An 18,663-nucleotide genomic window follows, 5' to 3' on the forward strand; every position below is an offset into this window, starting at 1 on the left:
CCGTTTTTTTTTGCGTAGACGTCTGGACTTCCTGTCAGTCCAGGCGGTGCAGAGGATGCCCCATGCTCTGCCGCATTTTCTGCGGAGAAAGCCCATAGGCGCGGTTGAAGGCACGTCTCAATCGCTCGGGATCAGCAAATCCGACCTGCCCGGCAATCAACTCGATGGGTGTTTTCGAGTTGATGACCCGCTCACGAGCGGCCTCCAGGCGCAAGGCCTCTACGGCCTTGGCTGGGCTCATCGATGTTTCGGTCTTGAAACTGCGTGAAAAATTACGCGCGCTCATTCCTGCCCGAGTGGCCAGAGCATCGATCGAGAGGTCGTCGGTGAGATGCGCACGGATCCAGCCGAGGAGGCTGGAAAACCGGTCAGTCCCGTGGGAAATCTGAACCAGAGACGAGATCTGGGATTGTCCCCCGGGGCGATGATAATAGAGCACCATCGTCTGGGCGACACTTTGGGCCACCGCCTCACCGGCATCTTCCGCCAGAAGGGCGAGCGCCATGTCGATGCCAGCCGTGATACCCCCTGACGTCCAGACCTGACCGTCGCGGATATAGACGGCGTCGCTTTCGATTTCGGCATCGGGGGCGCGTGTTTCCAGATGGCCTAGATCCTGCCAGTGGGTCGTTGCCCGACGCCCGGCCAGAAGGCCGGCCTCTGCAAGAAAGAAAGCACCGGTGCAGACGCTACACAGGCGCCGTGTCTGACGTGCCTGCTGTCTGAGGAAATCAGCGATGGGGGTATTATCCAGTCGTTCACGATAATAGGCGCTGCCCACCACAATGAGCGTGTCGAAGCTCTCCCTGGCATCCAGCAATGCGGTCTCGACGGCAATACCTGACGAGGAGCGCACGAGCCCACCTCGGTCAGAAAGCATGGCGATCTCGTACGAGACGGTACTCATCACCCCGCCAATCTCAAAGACAGCAGCGGGTCCGGTCGCATCGACGATCTGGAAATCCGGATAGAGGACGAAGCCGATTTTTTTTCGCATGGCCTAAAATGAGGGATTTCTGTCGTTGTGGTCAATATTCCCGTCGATGTATCAGGCAAGCAACAAAGAACGGAGACTGGGCCTGTCTGGGGCACTACGCAATAAATAATTCGGTCATTGTTCCTGTATCATGATCGAACATTCAATCTCGTAAGGTATTCGTCCAAAAAGACAATAGTCGTTATTTCTGGATCGTAAAGACCCGGATTGTGTCTTGCGTCGCCCGTTCGCTGCGACTGACCAAGAGTGATGAAGAAGGTGCGTCATGGGATTGGGTGGCTATATTACGCTCTACAACGATACCGATTACGATCTGAAAAAAGGCGTGGGTGGCGCCTATCAGATGCGTTTTCAGGCACCCGACCTCATACCCGCGCATGAATCGCGCAGGTTTTATGTGGAGTGGGGGCAGAGCGGCAGCGTTGCAGACGACGATAGTGCCTATGCTGATTATGTCGTCCAGGATGGAACCGGACGCGTTGTCACGATCGAGGCCTGGGCACGGGGCGGCAAGCATTTCCAGATGCATTTCAAATCCTATAGTCAGCCCGGCTACCCAATCGGCAAGATCGTCAATATCGGCTGGCAGCATGATGGTACCGTGGGTTTCCACATAACCCAGCCCGTCGTACCAAAGCCGGACCCCTGCTTTCTAAAAGGCTCCCTCATCCTGACGCGGGAGGGGTACAAACCTGTGGAGACCATCACACCAGGAGAAACCGTGATCACCATGGGCGATCACGGACATGAATTCCGAAAGGTGATTTATGTCGGGCATAGTCGTCGCATTGTCGATGCCGCAGAGGGGCTGGGGCCAGACGAGGCAGGGTGGCCGGTATGTATCCGGGCAGACGCTTTCGGACCCCGGACACCGCGTCGGGATCTCTGGCTCACATCTGAGCATTGCGTGCTGGTCGGGGATCGTCTGATCCCCATCCGGATGCTCGTGAATGGGGTCAGTATCTTCTATGATCGACGACGGCCCGTGTATGATTATTATCATATTGCCACCCGTACCCATTCGATCATCCTTGCAGAAAATCTCTGTACCGAGAGCTATCTGCCGGGTGATAACGAATCCGGGTTCACGATGCGCCAGGGTTCATTGGCCGAGATAACGGCACCGTTCCATCCAGCGCGGCCTATTGTGACGGACCGAGCCGTTGTCGAGCCTTTGTATCGCGCGCTTGCTGGGCTGGGGCAGGATGACGCGATCAGTGACATTTCCGCTGGGCAAATGACGGACGATCCGGATCTCCACCTCGCTCTACCCTGCGGTATGAAAATTGCCCCGATCTCCGTGGAGGGAGGGATCGCCCTGTTCAGTCTGGGCGCGGGCGTCGAGCGCGTATTCATACGGTCTCGCGCCGGGCGGCCCTGCGATACGGTCGGGCGCTTCATCGATGACAGGAGACGCCTCGGAGTCCTGATCGGGGCTGTCACGGTGCAGGACATGCACAGCCGGACCACGCGAGAGATCGATTTCCAGGACCCTTCGCTCAACGGATGGCATGACCCCGAACAGAATGACACGCGCTGGACCGCTGGATCGGCCGAGCTTGTCTTGCCTGAAACTGTTCAGGCCAATGAGGCGTGTCTTGCAGTGCGTATCGTGCGAAGCGAGGCGTACCGGCTATAGAGCCCGCGCGCGCCACGCCCTGATCACGCCGCAGCATCTATCGATGGCGCAGGCAACATGGCCTGCCCCTCGTTTAACTCATGACCGGCATATCAGATATCGAGACGATATCCGAGCAAGACCTCATGCGCGTAGAGATGGCCCTTGAGCTGCTCGTCTTGCAGGTTGCGGGCATTGCCGAAGCCGTTCATGCTGGTATGGACGTTGCCAATATCCGCAAAACGATAACCGAGATCCAGCGTGTGGCGTCCTCCCAGGCGCTGGGATAAACCGGTCCCGACCATGTACATGAGATTTGTATTGGTGTTGGGTAGGAATACGCGGGCATCATTGCCCTGCCAGCCGGTGGATCGCGCAATTGCTACACCGCCTCCTGCCATCAGAAATACGGAACTGCGCTCCGTCAGCGCAATATCGCGATAGATATTGACCGTCGCGCGCTGAACCTTGTTCGAAAAATGATTGAGGCTGGTCGGGAAGCGCGTTGAACCACTCGTATAGCTGGTCTTGCGGGGGATCACGTACTCGGCTTCAACGCGCCAGCTCGGTGTCAGTCGCTCGCCAAAGGCGAAGGACCCGGAGGGAAGGTTCGCGGTCTCGCGCCCTTTGACGAAGGCGCCAATGCCGGGGCGGAGACTGGTATCCATCGCCGTGATCGAGTCAAAGCTGCCAAGCAGGCGTGCCGAGAGATAGAGATGCGTCAGCGGCCCGGGTGTCACCATCTGCGATTTTTCCGGTGTCGGCGCGCGTGCGGATTGCTGAAGGTCCGGCCGCGTATGCAGTGTCGCGTTGGGGGCAAGACCGGCATCGGTCGACGCAGCGAAAGCCGTGGCATTGCCAAAGACAGCCAGAAGTCCTGCGAGGAATACTTCTCTCATCGCATTATATCCTTTATCTTACTTTATCGGTGAGTTGTCCGGCCTGTCAGTGTGACCTTGGCACATTTGTTTGTTCATACATTGAACGCAGTAATAAAAAGACCGTATACTCGCGTATCTAGCTAGGTTTTTATTATTTGTTCTCATAGTGAATAGTATTCACTATGAATGAACAAAATTTCATGGCTTGCGATGTGCCGCTACGGATCGATGCGCGCTGATTTATGCAAGCGGCCCGGAAAAGGGTCTCGCAGCGCTCATTGCTGGTCGACATCCCCATATTCTCGCGTCGGCTGCCGCCGAGGCACTGGACAGGGAATGATGGAGAACACACGCAAAGATGATCTGAGGCCTGTGTAGATGATGCCTCATTGCCGCACCGTATCGGCTTGTCGTGCAGGGAGGCTTCAACACGAAAACTTGTCTTTCGAAATGAAAGATTCTCTTTCTTACTTTCCTGTAATGCCGCGTAAAGGCGGCCGAAGCGACAGGAGAGATCATGCAGTCCGCCGTCCCGTCATTTTCAGACCCTACCGGCTCCCCCGGTCCTGCCGGCAACGGACGCCGGCGTGTCTTCATCGCCTCCTGTGTGGCGGGGCTTGCCGGTGTGCTCTTCGGTTATGATCAGGGGATCATCTCGGCAGCGCTGCTGACGCTGGGAGACAGCTTTTCACTCGGCACGCTGGGCAAGCAGGCGATCGCGGCAGGCATGGTAGCGGGTGCTCTGCTCGGCTGTATGGGGGCGGGGCCGCTCTCCGACCGGTGGGGGCGTCGTCCTGTCGTTGCTCTCGCCGGTGCGTTGTTTCTTCTGGGCTCTGTGGGGTCGGCGCTTGCACAGTCTCCTACGGAGCTGACCCTGACCCGTATCGTGCTTGGGTTGGCCGTAGGCGGGGCGAGTCAGATCGTGCCTGTCTACATCGCCGAACTGGCGCCCGCCTCGCGACGCGGCCGACTGGTGCTTCTGTTTCAGCTCGCCATCGTGGGGGGCGTGCTGGCGTCATCTCTCGTTGGATGGGCGCTCAGCGACGATCCCCTGCTCATCCGTCTTTTCAGCCGGGGCGGGGATTGGCGCATGATGTTTCTGTTAGGGGCCGTCCCGGCACTGATGTTGCTCATCGGCCTGATCTTTCTTCCCGAAAGTCCGCGCTTTCTGGCGTCCAGGGGGCATGTCGAGCGCGCACGCGCCATCCTGCTTTCCCTGCGCGGTCCTGATGAGGACCCCGAAGCCGAAATGCGCGATATTCAGGGGGCGGCGGGTGAGACGGGCAGTTGGCGTCTGCTTTTTTCACGCAAGCTCAGGCCCGCCCTGATTGCAGGTACTGGCCTGGCCATGTTCAGCCAGATCACCGGGACGAACGCCGTCCTGACCTACGCGCCTACCATTCTCTCCGGGGCCGGGTTTGATCGCAATTCGGCCTTGCTGATTTCCATCGCCATCGGCGTGACGATTACCATCGCGACAGTTTTCGGTTTCTGGGCGGTCGATCACTGGGGGCGCCGCCGCCTGATGCTGCGTGTTCTGCCCGGCTCCATTCTGGCGCTTCTCGTACTGGCCTTCGTCTTTTTCGGCGGGGATCCTCAGGGTATGGGCAAGTTCTTCGCCGTCGGCGGATTGCTGGTCTATGTGCTGTGCACGCTGGGCAGCATCAATGCCTCACTCTGGCTGGTTGGGGCGGAGGTGTTCCCTCTCTCGGTGCGCGGCAAAGGCATGGGGCTGGTTACGATTTCCCACTGGTCCTTCGATCTGCTGATTTCGCTCGTGACCCTGTCGATCATTTCCCTGATTGGCGTGTCCGGCACCTTCATTCTCTTCGCAGGTATGACCAGCCTTGGCTGGGTATTTATCCGCAAATGCGTACCGGAAACGAGGGGACGTTCGCTGGAGGCGATCGAGCGCAGCCTGCATGAAGGTGATTTTCTCTCCCATGGCTGAGGTCGTGGCGAATTGGCTACATGATAAGGGTCAGGGGCGCGAATACCGCCCTGGACTCACGCCTGTCAGGGCCTTGAAGGCGGCGGTAAAGGCACCCTGGCTCTCATAGCCCACCGAGAGCGCAACGTGGGTCACGCGCTCGCCTCGCGCCAGACGCTCCCGCGCATTCAGGATACGCAGCCTTTGCCGCCAGGCACCGAAAGCGAGGCCGGTATCCTGGCTGAAATGCCGCACGAAAGAGCGTGGCGACATTCCCGCCAGATTGGCCCACTCCGCCTGTTCACGCTTATCCGAAGGGTCATGCGACAGAGCCGTCGTGACCCGCTTGAGACGTTCATCGCTGGGCAGGGGCAGACAGGTCTCGTGACGCGGCAGAGCGATGAACTCGTCCCAGAGCGTCTCGGCGAGGCGCGCCGTTCTGTCGGAAACGGGGCTCTGGGTCGCATCCCGCGCCAGTCTCTCAGCCTGTGCGTTCAGGAGTGCGGTACCCTGCGCCATGAAGGGCGTGTGGGGAAGCAGCGCGCAACGCACGCGGCTAAGGTAGAGGCTCCACCCCTCTACTGCACCGTGTGAGCGCGCTTCATGCGCGAGGTAAGGGGGAAGCCAGAGGAACTGGCCAGGGCCGATCAGCCAGTAGGCCCGCTCGGTCCGGAGCCCCATAAGGCCGGACCGGATACCAAAGATCTGTCCGCGCGCATGGTGATGGCGCTCGGCAATCCGGCGCGTGAGCTGGGCCATGGATCCGCCAAGGAGCCAGAACGCAGCGTCCCTCTCGTCATCGGCTTCATCCGGGGTCATGCAGGGTCTGGCGCGCATGAGTCATTTTATGGCGCAGAAGCGGCGGAACGCCAAATGCTCCCGCGTTAAAACCTGTCAGGCGCTCCGGATTTGAAGAAGTGCAGGCAGAGGGAGTAAGAGAATGGATATCGGATTTGTCGGTCTGGGCGCCATGGGACAGGCCATGGCCCTGCGCCTGCAGAAAGCAGGGCATACTCTGACCGTCTGGAACCGCACGCGGGCCAAGGCCGACCTGCTCGAGCAATCAGGCGCATTCGTGGCTGAAACCCCGGCTCAACTCGCAAGTCGTTCCGACATTGTCTTTTCCATGCTGTTCGACGATGCGACGACCGAGTCCGCGAGCTTTGGCGCACAGGGTATCGCCGAGGGGCTGCGCGATGGCGGGTTGCATATCTGCTGCAGCACGCTTTCGCTCGAGCAGGCACGCAGGTTGCGCGACGGTCACGCCGAGCGCGGTCAGGCCTATGTCACGGCCAATGTGCTGGGCCGTCCGCCAGCCGCGCAGGACGGCTCGCTATACGTGATCGCCTCAGGCGAGGCTTTACAGATCGAGCGGGCGATGCCTTTGCTCGCGTGTCTGGGGCAGAAGGTCTTCATAGCCGGATCGGATCCGGTGCAGGCCAATCTGGTGAAACTCTCCCTCAATTTCATGATCTACTCCACGATCGAGCAAATGGCTGAGGTCTTCACGATCAATGAGAAGCTGGGCACTGATCCCGCCCTGATGTTCGAGATCATGACCAACAGCTTCTATACCGCACCCGTGCATCGCAACTATGGAAAGCTGATGGTGGCGCAGGACTACGATCAACCCGGTGCCCCTGTCACGCTCGGACTCAAGGATGTTGCGATGTTCCTGGCGGCTGGAAGCGAGCAGAGAGTTCCCTTGCCATTCGCGTCGGTCGCGCGTGATCGGCTTCTGGCCTCTATCGCTGCGGGGGATTCAGAGCGCGACTTTGTGGTGCTCCAGGAGAGGGTGCGCCAGGAGGCCGGGCTGAAACCGCGCTGAGCCGGGATGCGATCACAGGCGCGGTCTCTTGTTGCAGCCCCTCATGCGCTCCTGTGCGTGGGGTCATTCATGATGCCATGCTGCGCCTGTATAGAAATAGTGGCCCAGCCCGAGCGTGAAAATGAGGCAGCCAAAGAGACTATGTTCCAGGCAGGAAAGGCGCAGCGAGCGATGGCGCTCGTAATCGCGAGCGAACAGGACGCCGCCTGCCACAGTCAAGGCGACGGCGATCCAGTTCAGAAAGATGACATGGGCAAACCCGAAGGCGATCGCGCTGGCCGTGATACGCCGTAATGGTGTTTCCAGAAGGGCTGCGTAGCGTGTGAAGAGAAACTGACGGTAGAGCACCTCCTGCGGCCAGACCGACAGCAGAGGGTAGAGCAGCATCAGAAGGAGCCAGAAACCAGGCCGATGGCGGGGCAGGTCCAGGAAATGCTCCGGTGCGAGTTGCCAGCACAGAAGGGCCAGACCCGATCCGAGTACCAGAAACCGCCCGAACACGACTGCGATCTCACGCTTTCGATGATGCGGCCGGGCGCGGGTACCACGCATCCACCAAGTCGCCAGCAGAGCGGCCACCCAGAGGAAGATAAAGAGTACCATCGCCCTGCGCAGAGACAGGATGAGCAAGGGTGTTCCCCCAAACAGGAGCATGAATTCAGCGCCCAGACGCATCGTGCCCCAGCGGGAACGAGCCGGTCCGGTCTCCGGGGGGATGCCATGATGCGTCATGAAATCTCCTGCTTTGTGGAATCGGCGCCCTCGGTTCAATGCGGCAACAGGCTGTTGGTTCAGGCCGTTCAGGACCGATGAGAGGATCGAAAGGGGTCACTTTTCCTCCCAGTACAGGCGCCTTCCCTGGCAGATGCGCCGCCCAAAGCGTCAGGACAGTGCTTTAATTCAAGAGGTAAACTTAATATGTGAGCGTCGCTAGAAATATTGTTGCGCGTGGCGTGGCCCAAGATGTGCCGCAATGGTTGGTGAGTCGGGATAATGGAATCGCGAATGTTAGGAAGGGAAATACGTTTTTCTGTCGTTGATGGCAATGTATCTCAAAATGACAGTCTTATAACCACATATAGTATATTTGAGAATTTTATGATTGTACGAATATCTACTATTTCGTCATACTTCATGAATGCGACGGAGTATTTCTTCTGTTTGTTCATTTGAAATATTGTTCACATTGATACGTGTCCTCGTAAGGCGTTATTTCCTTTCCGCGAGGGTTATCGGCAGGGCGATAGACGCCGCTTTCGAAAGCCGCAGATTTTATCGGATGGGATTCTCTTCTTCAGCCATGCGGAGGGGAGGCATCGGGGATCCTGGGGATCGCCGGAAAGGAACGAGGGATGGCTACGCCGCTGTCAGGAAGCTGGGTTGCAAGGAATGTTGACGGAAAAACCGTCTATCAGAGCGGTACGGTCACCGTAGAGCCGCCGCAATCCTTTTCGAACGGAACCTATCTCTCGATTTCGAGTGGTGCTGTCGTCACAGGGCTGAGCGGCACAAATCTGACCGTGACCCTTTTCAACGGTGGCGTTCTGTCTGGCGCCGAACTGAATGCGGGTGTGGTGCGTGTATCGGCGGGTGGTATCACCAGTGCGAATGCCTTCAACGGTGTCTCTCTGACCGTCAGCACCGGGGCCAGTTCGGTCAATGACACATTTTTCGCCTCCTCCGGCGCTGTCACGAATTATGTCAGCAGTGGCGGGACGATTCTGGGGGCGACGGTCATGTCGGGCGTCACCCTCAATGTCTGGGCCGGGGCGACTGCCTCGGGCATTCTGGCGACCAGTGGCGGGTCAGCCATGATCCAGACAAGTGCGCCGGGCACCAGCGCTGTCAGCGGTGGTTATATCAGCAATGGCGGGATGGTCTATTCCGGCTATATGGGCAATGGCGACAATATCCGTAATGGCGCGGTGCTCACCGGCACGTGGTCTGCAGTCAATGTCGGGGGGCAGACGGTCTACAAGAACACGACGATGACCGTCAGCGGACCGGTCATTCTCAACGCTGCGACCCTTTATATCATGTCAGGTGCCACGGTGACCGGGCTTGGGTGCATCGAGGGCTCCATCCCCACGATCAGCATCTATGCAGGGGGCGCGCTCACCGACTCCCACGTGACGCGCACCTATGTGCGCGTCAATAGCGGGGCCTCTGTGAGCGACAACCGCTTCGATGGATGTGCAGTTACCCTCAATCCCGGCGCAACCTCCACGGATGACAGCTATTCTTGGTACAATTATGCGGTCCAATCCGTAACGGTAGGCAGCGGTGCCACGATCACCAATGCGACGGTCAACAATAACACCATGATCAGCGCCGCAACGGGCGCGACGGTGAATGGTCTCGATATCACCTCGGGCGGATCGGCCTATATCGGTTCCGGCGTCAATCTGTCCGATCTGCATGCCGAGGCGAATACCTATCTCGAGACCTACACCTCGATGGGGGGCACGATCACCCCGCCGACGACCCCGCCCACAGGAACAGGAACCGTTCTCAATGGTACGTGGAGCGCAGTCAGATCGGGAAGCACCACAGTGTATCAGAGTGGGGCAACCATCGTGCAGGCACCGGCAACGCTCGGCACGGGTGCTGTCCTGACGATCATGAGTGGCGCGGTTGCGAGCGGCCTCTCGGGTATCTCCAACACAGTGTATGTGCAGAATGGTGGAACGCTGCTGAGCTCCTATGTCGGGAATGGCGCGGTGTATGTCAGCGCCGGGGGCATCACGAGTGGCAATATGTTCAACTCGGTACCGGTCAATGTTCTCGCGGGTGGCAGCTCCGTGAGCGACCTCTATTACAATAATGGCTACAACGTCGATCTCGCGACGGTTCAGGCTGGCGGCTCGCTGATCAGCCCGCAGGTCGGTTCCGGGGGCAATGTCTCGGCCTATACGAGTTCAGTCGTGCTCGATCCCTCAGTCGGAACGGGCGGGCATCTTGTGGTCAACAAGGCTGTTACCGAGGTGTGCTTCGTGAAAGGCACGCATATCCTGACAGCGCGCGGCGAGGTCCGTGTGGAGGAACTCGAGATCGGCGAGGCAGTGGCGTGCGTGGTGGACGGAGAGATCCTCTATCGCCCTATCCTCTGGATCGGCAGCCGCTTCAACCGTCTTGAGCCCTATCAGCCGGACGACCTCGCCGGATATCCGGTGCGCATCCTGGCTGATGCCTTCGAGCCCGGCATTCCTTCGCGTGATCTGCTGGTGACGCCTGAGCATTGCTTTGCGTTCGAGGGGCGTCTGCTGCCGATCCGCATGCTGGTCAACGGGCGAACGATTTTCTACGACAAGGCGATCCAGAGCTACGAGTATTTCCATATCGAGCTGGCTGACCATGCGATCCTTCTGGCCGAGAATACCCCGGCGGAAAGCTATCTCGATACTGGTAACCGCGACGGACTGACCGCCCGGGGGAATGTCTCCATCCTTCGCCATGGCGCTTTGCCGGAGCGGGCGCTGCCGCTCTGCGTCGATCGCGATTTCGCCGAGGCCCTGCATCGTCGTTTTGCCGGAGAGCAGGCGCCCCGTCAGAACATATCGGTCATGCATGATCCCGATCTGAAGCTTGTCTGTCCGAGTGGTGCGACACTCAGCCCAACACGCAGGACAGGCAGTAACTACGTGTTCCAGCTGCCTGCGGGTCTGTCCGAGGTCAGAATCGCGTCACGCACGGCACGTCCCTGCGACATGATTGGACCCTATGTGGATGATCGCCGCCGTCTCGGCGTCATGGTGGGCGCAGTCAATCACTTCACGGCGTCAGGGCACGGTGTGATTACTACCCATACGAGCGCCTCGCGTGAATTGGGCTGGCACGAAGGAGCGGAAATCGGGCGCTGGACCGATGGGAACGCCACCCTTACCCTGGGTGACACAGCCTCGACGTCAGAGAGCGTACTGACGATCGAAATCCTGGCGGCAGGGCCGTATTGCCCCGATGAGGATGTCGTGCACCTGCAAGCGGAGAGGGTCGTAGCCGCCTAAACGGCCCCGAAAGGCCCCCGCGATCCGGTGGGGGCCTCACACGGCACTTGGGGCTGAAAACGAGACCTCAGGACGATGAGAAGGGAAACAGGGGACGTTCCCCCGGAGTTTCGCCTTCCCGGCCAGCCCATCAGGACTGGATGTGGTGGTGCAGGGAAATACCTTCATCCTGCTTGCGCCGCAATTCGACCTCGGCAGCCATGGCTTTCTGCAGCTTCTCAAAAGCACGGGCCTCGATTTGCCGGATACGCTCGCGCGAGACACCGTATTCATGGGAGAGCTCTTCCAGGGTGGAAGGCTCGTCCTTCAGGCGTCGCTCGGTCAGGATGTGGCGCTCACGCTCATTGAGCGATTTCATAGCTTCGGTCAGGAGCGCCTGGCGGCCACTCATTTCCTCAGCCTCGCCCAGCGTTGTTTCCTGGCTCTCCTGATCATCGACCAGCCAGTCCTGCCATTCGCCCTCGCTGTCACTGCGCAGAGGCGCATTCAGACTGTGATCTGGTGCGGAAAGGCGCTGGTTCATCGAGACCACGTCCTGCTCGGGTACGCCCAGCGTGGTCGCAATCTTGTCGACCTGCTCCGGCTTCAGATCGCCATCGTCAATCGCCTGCATCTGGCCCTTCAGGCGACGCAGATTGAAAAAGAGCTTTTTCTGCGACGCGGTGGTGCCCATTTTGACGAGCGACCAGCTATGCAGGATGTACTCTTGCATCGCGGCACGGATCCACCACATGGCATAAGTAGCCAGTCGGAAGCCACGGTCAGGATCGAAGCGTTTGACAGCCTGCATCATGCCGATATTGCCCTCGCTGATTAGCTCATTCAGCGGCAGGCCGTAGCCACGATAGCCCATGGCAATCTTGGCGACGAGGCGCAGATGGGAGGTGACCAGCTTGTGGGCTGCGGCGTCATCCTGACGGTCACGCCAGCGGCGAGCGAGTTCACCTTCTTCCTGCGGTGTCAGGATAGGGAATTTGCGGATGTCCTGAAGGTAACGGGTAAGATTGTTTTCAGGACCAAGAGACAACACGGCGGAAGAGGCCATTGGGCTGCAACTCCTTTCGCCCGGTGCAGAGAGGAACCTTATCTACGGGGATGACCCCGTCAGGGTTCCCGACACCGGGTGACGCTTGATGAGGGAAGGACCAGCGTCCCCGCACAGCATCCTCAGCATGAGCAATGCCAGGCGGTACGTCCATTCCGGCGGCGCGTCACTTCGTCGGATCGACCATGAGTGGATCATACACCGAATTTCGAGTCAAGAAAACGTACCACATTACTCCTAATTAACTCCCCCGAAGGGTGCGCAGCAGCGTCTGGAAATCCTCTGGCGGTTCGGAGGTAAAGAGCAGTGTCTCTTTCGTTCGAGGATGGGTGAAGCCCAGGCGCGCTGCGTGCAGTGCCTGGCGCGGGAAATCGAGTGCAGCGCGTTTTGCGGTTTCTCCGAGTCCTCGTGCCGCAGCGGGGATGCGACGCAGATAGACCGGATCGCCCAGCAAAGGATGGCCAGCCTGTGATAGATGAACGCGGATCTGATGGGTGCGCCCGGTGGCGAGCTTGCATTCCACAAGGCTCACCGAAGCGTCGAAGGCCTCGAGGCAGCGCACATGCGTCAGGGCATGCTTGCCGCCCTGCGTAACCACGGTCATGCGCTTGCGGTCGCGCTTGTCTCGACCGATGGCCCCGTCATAGCTGACTTGCGGCGGAAGCAGCCCCCAGGCGAGAGCCTGATAGGCCCGATCGATGTCACGCGCGGCAAAGGCCTCGGAGAGGGCATTATGTGCCGTGGGGGTCTTGGCCACGACCATGAGACCTGAGGTATCCTTATCGAGGCGATGCACGATCCCTGGGCGCTTTTCTCCTCCGATCCCCTCAAGATCCTCACCGCAATGGCCGAGCAAGGCGTTGACCAGAGTGCCGGTCTCATTCCCGGGGGCGGGATGCACGACCAGGCCGGCAGGCTTGTCCAGCACGATCAGGTCGCGATCCTCGAAAAGGATGGGCAGGGGGAGATCCTCCGCCTGCGGGCGGGCCGGGGCTGCTGGGGGCAGGATCAGCGTGATATGACGCCCCGCTCTGGTGGTTTCCGAGGGCTCGCGTATGATGGCGCCATCGCAATAGACCTGTCCGGCCTCGATCAGGGATTTGACGCGCGAACGGGAAAGGGTGCCGATCGATTCCGCCAGAAAGCGATCGAGGCGTTGCCCCGCCTGGTCGGGCGTGACATCAAAATCGAATCGGTCGTCATGGGGTGCGTGGGCTTCGGTCATGCGCCCGTTTAGCAATTAGGATCGCGTCTCGCCATGACCACGCCTGCCCCTCCCGTTTCCCGTGCGCTCATGGCGGCCGTTATCATCATGGGTGTGATGATCGTAGTAGGGGTGGCGGGGCTGATCGGGGTGATCGCCCATAGGGCGCTCTCGGGTGGCACGGCGGCGCATCATGGCGTATCCACCCCGCCGAAGACGGGAGGCGCGTCATCAGGTGGTGCCCGGCCCGGTTTCGTCTATCACGCTACCGGCCATATCGTCTCGCAATCCGTACGCCCGGATGGTTCTGTCGTTCTGCTTATCAGCAATCCCGAGGGAGAGCAGGTCGTGGTCTGGAATCCCGATACAGGACTTGTCACGGCGCAGTTTTCGGTCACGCCCTAAGGGCGACGCGCTGGGTGCCCAAAGAGGCGGTCAGAGCTGGAGGAGCGTCAGTTCGGGCAAAGCCCCGACGCTACAAAAGCGCGTACCGCATCCTGTCATGTCACGAGCGCACTGGCCTCTTCGGGGTTGAGGCCCAGAGAAGCATAGACCTGAGCCATGTCAACGAGCCCCTCCCATGCCGCAAAGCTGCTTTTGTCCATGCCGGTGTGGTGGGGCATCACGACGATAGCGGGGGGCGTATCCATGAAGCGGATGCGCAGATCAGCCCATCGCGGCCCAATATGGCGGTGAAAAATGGCGGCCAATGCGCATTGGTCGATACACCAGTTTGTCGGGTTTGCCGTCAGATAGGCCGTACGCAAATAGTCATGCAGGTCGTGTGCGAGTACGGGTAGCAATGCTGTCTCACCAAAATACGAGACACCGGCACCAAAGCCCCAGGGCTCGCCCATGAATTGTCTGCCCTCCGAGTCAAAGGCATAGAGCCGGAATCCGTAATCATAATTGGTGCGCAGAGCTTCCGAGAGGGAAAGAAAATCGGTCGGGAACATGGCGTCGATATCGGTTGTCATGACCGGACAGGAGAACCGTTCGACAATTTCCGGCATCATGAGATAGCGAATGCAGGAATAGGTCGCGCCGTCATTATGCGCCAGACGCCCGGAGGTAAAACTCAGGGCGACGGGGCTGCGGGCGGCGTGCAACGTTTTTGCGACGCGTTCCAGAAAGCTGATCTGGTCGGGGCTGGGACTCGCGAAGCCGAGGATCAGATGGATCATGCCGGGGCGGCTGCCTGCGGCGCAGGCCTGAATGAGAGAGGCGACCAGCCTTGGCACGAAGCGGAAATAGCGCTCATCGCTGCCGGCGACGATGCAAAGATCGGGCTGGGCAGCTGTGGCATCCGTCCCCGTCCAGTGCCATTCCCACCCCGAGAGATCGAGCGGCGCGGGCTCCGGCTTGCGGGGGAAGCCGGTCAGCCAGGAATAGGCACCACAGTTGAAATGCACGAACTGCATGCCTGTTTCGATCGAAAGCTGTCGTGCCCGTTCGTAATGGGGGTTCGCACCGTCTGCATCCCCGCGATACCACGCCTCATGTCCGCTTACCACGCTCAGAGCATGGGACTCTTCGTTGAAGGCCTTCTCGGCTTCCAGAAAGAGGCGACGGCGAGCGGGGGGGCACTGCCCCCAGATTTCCTCGAGGGTCTGCAGATAGACGCTGCGTGTCTCGTACGTTGCATCTGCAAGCAGGGGAGAGGGCATGAGGACCCTGCAGAATTCGCCGTCGAGATGCACGTCGTAAACCTCGCGGAATAGACGGGCGGCTGCCAGCGGATGACAGTTTTCGGGAAGAAATCTCTCGCTGGTTTTTATGATGAGCTGCTGACGTGGTGAGCGTTTGGCAGCGTCCTCGATTGCGTCGCGCAAAAGCGGCCGGACAAGAGCGTATCTCTCCTGTCGATACGCGATAGTGGCGCGGGCCCAAAGCAGCTCTGCTGGCTCCATGAGCCCGTCCAACGCGTCCAGGCAGGCAAGGGCCGCGTCATAATGCCCGAGCAGCGCACAGAGGCGAGCAAGGTGATACAGATGCGGTGCATGGTGGGGGGCGGTAATCACGTGTAGCATCTGGGCGGCCAGATCACCGCCATGCGCCCAGATTCTCTCCTCTGAGGTGACCAGAGGATTTCGGATCAAATCGTCTACCGATGCGATAGCATGAGACAGGGCGGGGCCAGGATAGGCCGGGCAAACGCGGCCATCCGGAAGCGTCAGGGTCTGCCCATCTTCCGACAAAAGCAGGGCAGAGGGGTCGAAGCGTTCCTCTCCGAGCCAGACCGAGAACTCGGCACATCGACCTCGTGGCGTCTGTTTTCCTTGCACGAGCCAGCGCATCGCTACGACGCGGGCGATGAGGGGAATGCACGCTTGCGGTAAAGACACGAAAAACTCCCATGCCTGCGCATGGGGTACGAGATGAAACTCGGTGTCGTTTCGGCAGCTCAGATAGAGCGATCCCGTGCGGATCACGAAAGCCGACGCCTTGTGCCCCGTCGGGACAGGATCTCCGGGGGCAGGGTCTATCGCAATGCAGGCGGGACCACTGAGAAGGTGATCATTTTCATCAAGGAGAAGGGGAGTTGCATCGCCGGCTGCCACTGCGGCTGGACTGACTGGGGCCAGTAAGCCACCCGACCAACAAACGACCGCTCCATGCCAGGTCAGTAAGATGCGTGCCATCCGGGTTTCCTCCTTCTTGCCTTGCGCCGGGGTGAACACTGCTTCCCCCTTCACTCAGCAGGCGAGCACGGCGTCGATCAGACCCGGAAAACGGGCATCCAGATCCGCTTTCCGCAGGGAGTTGAAGTGTTGCACACCCTGAACCCGTGTGTGCAACAGCCCGCTTTCTCGCAGCACCTGAAAGTGATGGGACATGCTGGATCGGGGGCGGTCACCAAGCAAGGCAGCGCAACTTGCTTCGGGAACCTTCCCGAGGTGCTGAACGATCTCAAGTCGGATCGGATCGGCTAGTCCTCGCAGAACACCCAGCAGGGTCAGAGCATCCGGAGCGGGGTGGTCATAGTCAGGCATTTGCGCTGTCCGATTCCAAAAAACTCGGGGGAGGGGTTGTCGTGAGCCATGGACATCCCCATTCCTGATATTGTTCGATCAAAATCGAATTAAACCCCCACGGGTTCATGAGGACACAGCATTATGACAACTCTGTTCGATCCGATCCAGCTTGGCGCTATCCATGCGAAGAACCGGATCCTGATGTCGCCGCTCACCCGCGGCCGTGGCACGCGTGACCATGTGCCAACACCTGTTATGGCAGAATACTATGCCCAGCGCGCCAGTGCCGGACTGATCATCTCCGAGGCGACTGGAATCAGCCGCGAGGGGCTGGGCTGGCCCTATGCGCCCGGAATATGGTCGCAGGAGCAGGTCGAGGCCTGGCAGCCAATAACGAAGGCCGTTCATGACAAGGGCGGCAAGATCATCGTCCAGCTCTGGCACATGGGCCGTATGGTTCATTCCAGCGTAACCGGCCAGCAGCCAGTTTCAAGCTCGCCCACCTCAGCTCCCGCGCCGCTGCACACCTATGACGGCAAGCAGGATCCAGAGCAGGCGCGCGCGCTCACCAAGGCGGACATCACGCGGATTCTGGGCGAATACGAAGTTGCTGCACGCAACGCTATTGCCGCCGGGTTCGATGGGGTGCAGATCCACGCGGCCAATGGCTATCTCATCGACGAGTTCCTGCGCGATGGCACCAATCATCGTGAGGACGAATATGGTGGCTCGCCCGAGAACCGTATCCGACTGCTGCGTGAGGTTGCCGAGCGTGTGATTGCGACGATCGGCGCAGAGCGTACCTCTGTGCGCCTCTCGCCGAACGGCGACACCCAAGGCTGCATCGACAGCGCGCCTGAGACCGTGTTCGTTCCTGCGGCGAGAATGCTGAACGATCTGGGGATCGGCTTTCTCGAACTGCGCGAGCCTGGCCCGGACGGTACCTTCGGCAAGACCGACCAGCCCAAGCTGCATGGGCCGATTCGCGAAGTATTCCGGAATCCTCTGGTCCTGAATCAGGACTATACGCGCGAGGAAGCGATCGAAACGGTGGCTGGCGGAGTTGCCGATGCCATTGCTTTTGGTCGAAAATTCATCGCAAATCCTGATCTGACGCGACGTCTGGCCGAGGATCTTCCGCTTCAGTCGGACGATATCAAGACGTGGTACAGCCGTGGTGATGAGGGGTACATCGATTACCCGTTTTATAACGAATCATGACTTGATGTTGATTTCGATAAGACAACATTGACGTCATCGCGCGTTCGGGTTTCAGGAAGATACATTTCGTTTCTTCCTGGGACCTTGATGCGCGCAACATCCATTTTCACCGCAGCCCTCCTCTCAGTTCTCACGGTTTCGACGGCGCTGGCCGACCCGCTGCCTGTGGTTGCTGTTAATCGGGAAATTGGCCTTTCGATGGCCGGGATTTTCGATAATCTCGTAGGGGGCTATGGCGACCAGTATCAGACGACCGGCGGCCGGTGGTACGGCCCGTATCGTTCTGCGTCGCAATCCCGCTCCCGTCGTATCGGCTGGGTTCCGGGGTTCCAGGTGGACGCCTCGACGATGGTGTCTCTGGGGCGAATAGAGAACCTCTATGCTTCGGCACTTTTCCGGCTCGGATCAGGAACGCGCAATGACAAATATGCGCGTCGCTACAGTTCGGCTTATGGAGGCGACGCCTGGCAGAGCAATGGCGGGGAAAGTGCTAACTCGACTTATAGTCGAGGCGAAATCGGCAAGGGTTTCCTGTTCCTGCATGATAAGGCGCTCATCACCCCCTTCGTCCAGGGGGGATATGACTCCTATGGCTACGATAGCTTCGGCGGGCAGAATGCTTTTTTTGTCGGTCTCGGCGTGAATGCGGATTATGCGCTCACCGATCGCCTGGTCCTTCGCGGTCGGTTTGGCTGGGCCGAGATTCTCGATACGCAGACCTATCGTGTTAAGGGCGCTGCGACGCGGCCGCGCTGGGAAGGCAGCCTCGGGGCGGATTACCGCATGACGCGCCACTGGCATCTGACAGCCGGGGGGGATTACGCCTATACATCTTATGGCCATGACAAAGACCAGTATCGCTATCAGAGCGTAAGTGAGGGGCAGGTCGCAGGACGCTGGACCTCAAGCGGCATCCAGAACGGCCTGACCCTTCGTGCAGGTCTCGCCTACGCGTACTGA

The 18,663-nt window shown here is 59.5% G+C and carries 15 protein-coding genes; 7 read left to right on the forward strand and 8 right to left on the reverse strand.

The genetic code is table 11. The annotated features are described in order from the left end of the window. Window positions 1-34: 34 nt before the first annotated feature. Complete coding sequence (locus tag WFJ47_RS02795; protein WP_336760754.1) at window positions 35-997, reverse strand: GlxA family transcriptional regulator; 963 nt, start codon at window positions 995-997, stop codon at window positions 35-37. 271 nt (window positions 998-1,268) lie between these two features. Here WFJ47_RS02795 and WFJ47_RS02800 point away from each other — a divergent pair, with 271 nt between their 5' ends. Beyond that, window positions 1,269-2,636, forward strand: coding sequence for a Hint domain-containing protein (locus tag WFJ47_RS02800; protein WP_336760756.1), 1,368 nt, complete (start codon window positions 1,269-1,271; stop codon window positions 2,634-2,636). A gap of 92 nt (window positions 2,637-2,728) precedes the next feature. Here the strand turns inward: WFJ47_RS02800 and WFJ47_RS02805 are convergent, their stop codons facing one another. Continuing rightward, complete coding sequence (locus tag WFJ47_RS02805; RefSeq protein WP_336760758.1) at window positions 2,729-3,514, reverse strand: hypothetical protein; 786 nt, start codon at window positions 3,512-3,514, stop codon at window positions 2,729-2,731. A gap of 499 nt (window positions 3,515-4,013) precedes the next feature. Between WFJ47_RS02805 and WFJ47_RS02810 the strand changes: the two genes are divergently transcribed. After that, window positions 4,014-5,447 carry a sugar porter family MFS transporter gene (locus WFJ47_RS02810; RefSeq protein WP_336760759.1) on the forward strand — a complete coding sequence of 478 codons (1,434 nt, stop codon included), beginning with the start codon at window positions 4,014-4,016 and terminating at the stop codon, window positions 5,445-5,447. Window positions 5,448-5,477: 30 nt separating this feature from the next. On the opposite strand, the gene WFJ47_RS02815 is transcribed toward WFJ47_RS02810, so the two are convergent. Further along, the gene (locus WFJ47_RS02815) at window positions 5,478-6,245 is read right to left on the reverse strand and encodes a helix-turn-helix domain-containing protein (RefSeq protein WP_127100657.1); all 768 of its coding nucleotides are present in this window, start codon (window positions 6,243-6,245) and stop codon (window positions 5,478-5,480) included. 121 nt (window positions 6,246-6,366) lie between these two features. Here WFJ47_RS02815 and WFJ47_RS02820 point away from each other — a divergent pair, with 121 nt between their 5' ends. After that, the gene (locus WFJ47_RS02820) at window positions 6,367-7,254 is read left to right on the forward strand and encodes an NAD(P)-dependent oxidoreductase (protein ID WP_336760762.1); all 888 of its coding nucleotides are present in this window, start codon (window positions 6,367-6,369) and stop codon (window positions 7,252-7,254) included. 63 nt (window positions 7,255-7,317) lie between these two features. Here the strand turns inward: WFJ47_RS02820 and WFJ47_RS02825 are convergent, their stop codons facing one another. Beyond that, the gene (locus WFJ47_RS02825; RefSeq protein ID WP_336760764.1) at window positions 7,318-7,986 is read right to left on the reverse strand and encodes a CPBP family intramembrane glutamic endopeptidase; all 669 of its coding nucleotides are present in this window, start codon (window positions 7,984-7,986) and stop codon (window positions 7,318-7,320) included. 620 nt (window positions 7,987-8,606) lie between these two features. Here WFJ47_RS02825 and WFJ47_RS02830 point away from each other — a divergent pair. After that, a complete protein-coding gene (locus WFJ47_RS02830; RefSeq protein WP_336760766.1) occupies window positions 8,607-11,258 on the forward strand; it encodes a Hint domain-containing protein in 2,652 nt (883 codons plus the stop codon). 130 nt (window positions 11,259-11,388) lie between these two features. On the opposite strand, the gene rpoH is transcribed toward WFJ47_RS02830, so the two are convergent. Together rpoH and WFJ47_RS02840 are read right to left on the reverse strand one after the other, a co-directional pair. Next, window positions 11,389-12,303 (reverse strand): RNA polymerase sigma factor RpoH, encoded by a 915-nt coding sequence (gene rpoH / locus WFJ47_RS02835; protein ID WP_127100651.1) that lies wholly within the window; start codon window positions 12,301-12,303, stop codon window positions 11,389-11,391. A gap of 241 nt (window positions 12,304-12,544) precedes the next feature. Continuing rightward, on the reverse strand, window positions 12,545-13,528 hold the full coding sequence (locus WFJ47_RS02840; RefSeq protein ID WP_127100649.1) for an RluA family pseudouridine synthase: 984 nt from the start codon (window positions 13,526-13,528) through the stop codon (window positions 12,545-12,547). A gap of 33 nt (window positions 13,529-13,561) precedes the next feature. Between WFJ47_RS02840 and WFJ47_RS02845 the strand changes: the two genes are divergently transcribed. After that, window positions 13,562-13,912, forward strand: a complete 351-nt coding sequence (locus WFJ47_RS02845; RefSeq protein WP_336760770.1) for a hypothetical protein — start codon at window positions 13,562-13,564, stop codon at window positions 13,910-13,912. 95 nt (window positions 13,913-14,007) lie between these two features. On the opposite strand, the gene WFJ47_RS02850 is transcribed toward WFJ47_RS02845, so the two are convergent. After that, window positions 14,008-16,149, reverse strand: coding sequence for a hypothetical protein (locus WFJ47_RS02850; RefSeq protein WP_336760771.1), 2,142 nt, complete (start codon window positions 16,147-16,149; stop codon window positions 14,008-14,010). A 54-nt stretch (window positions 16,150-16,203) separates the two neighbouring features. Beyond that, on the reverse strand, window positions 16,204-16,500 hold the full coding sequence (locus tag WFJ47_RS02855) for a helix-turn-helix transcriptional regulator (protein WP_336760772.1): 297 nt from the start codon (window positions 16,498-16,500) through the stop codon (window positions 16,204-16,206). Between the two features lie 123 nt (window positions 16,501-16,623). Between WFJ47_RS02855 and WFJ47_RS02860 the strand changes: the two genes are divergently transcribed. Further along, window positions 16,624-17,703, forward strand: coding sequence for an alkene reductase (locus WFJ47_RS02860; RefSeq protein WP_336760773.1), 1,080 nt, complete (start codon window positions 16,624-16,626; stop codon window positions 17,701-17,703). 87 nt (window positions 17,704-17,790) lie between these two features. Next, window positions 17,791-18,663 (forward strand): hypothetical protein, encoded by an 873-nt coding sequence (locus WFJ47_RS02865; protein ID WP_127100639.1) that lies wholly within the window; start codon window positions 17,791-17,793, stop codon window positions 18,661-18,663.

It is taken from the genome of Asaia sp. VD9, assembly GCF_037150015.1.
Lineage (GTDB): Bacteria > Pseudomonadota > Alphaproteobacteria > Acetobacterales > Acetobacteraceae > Asaia.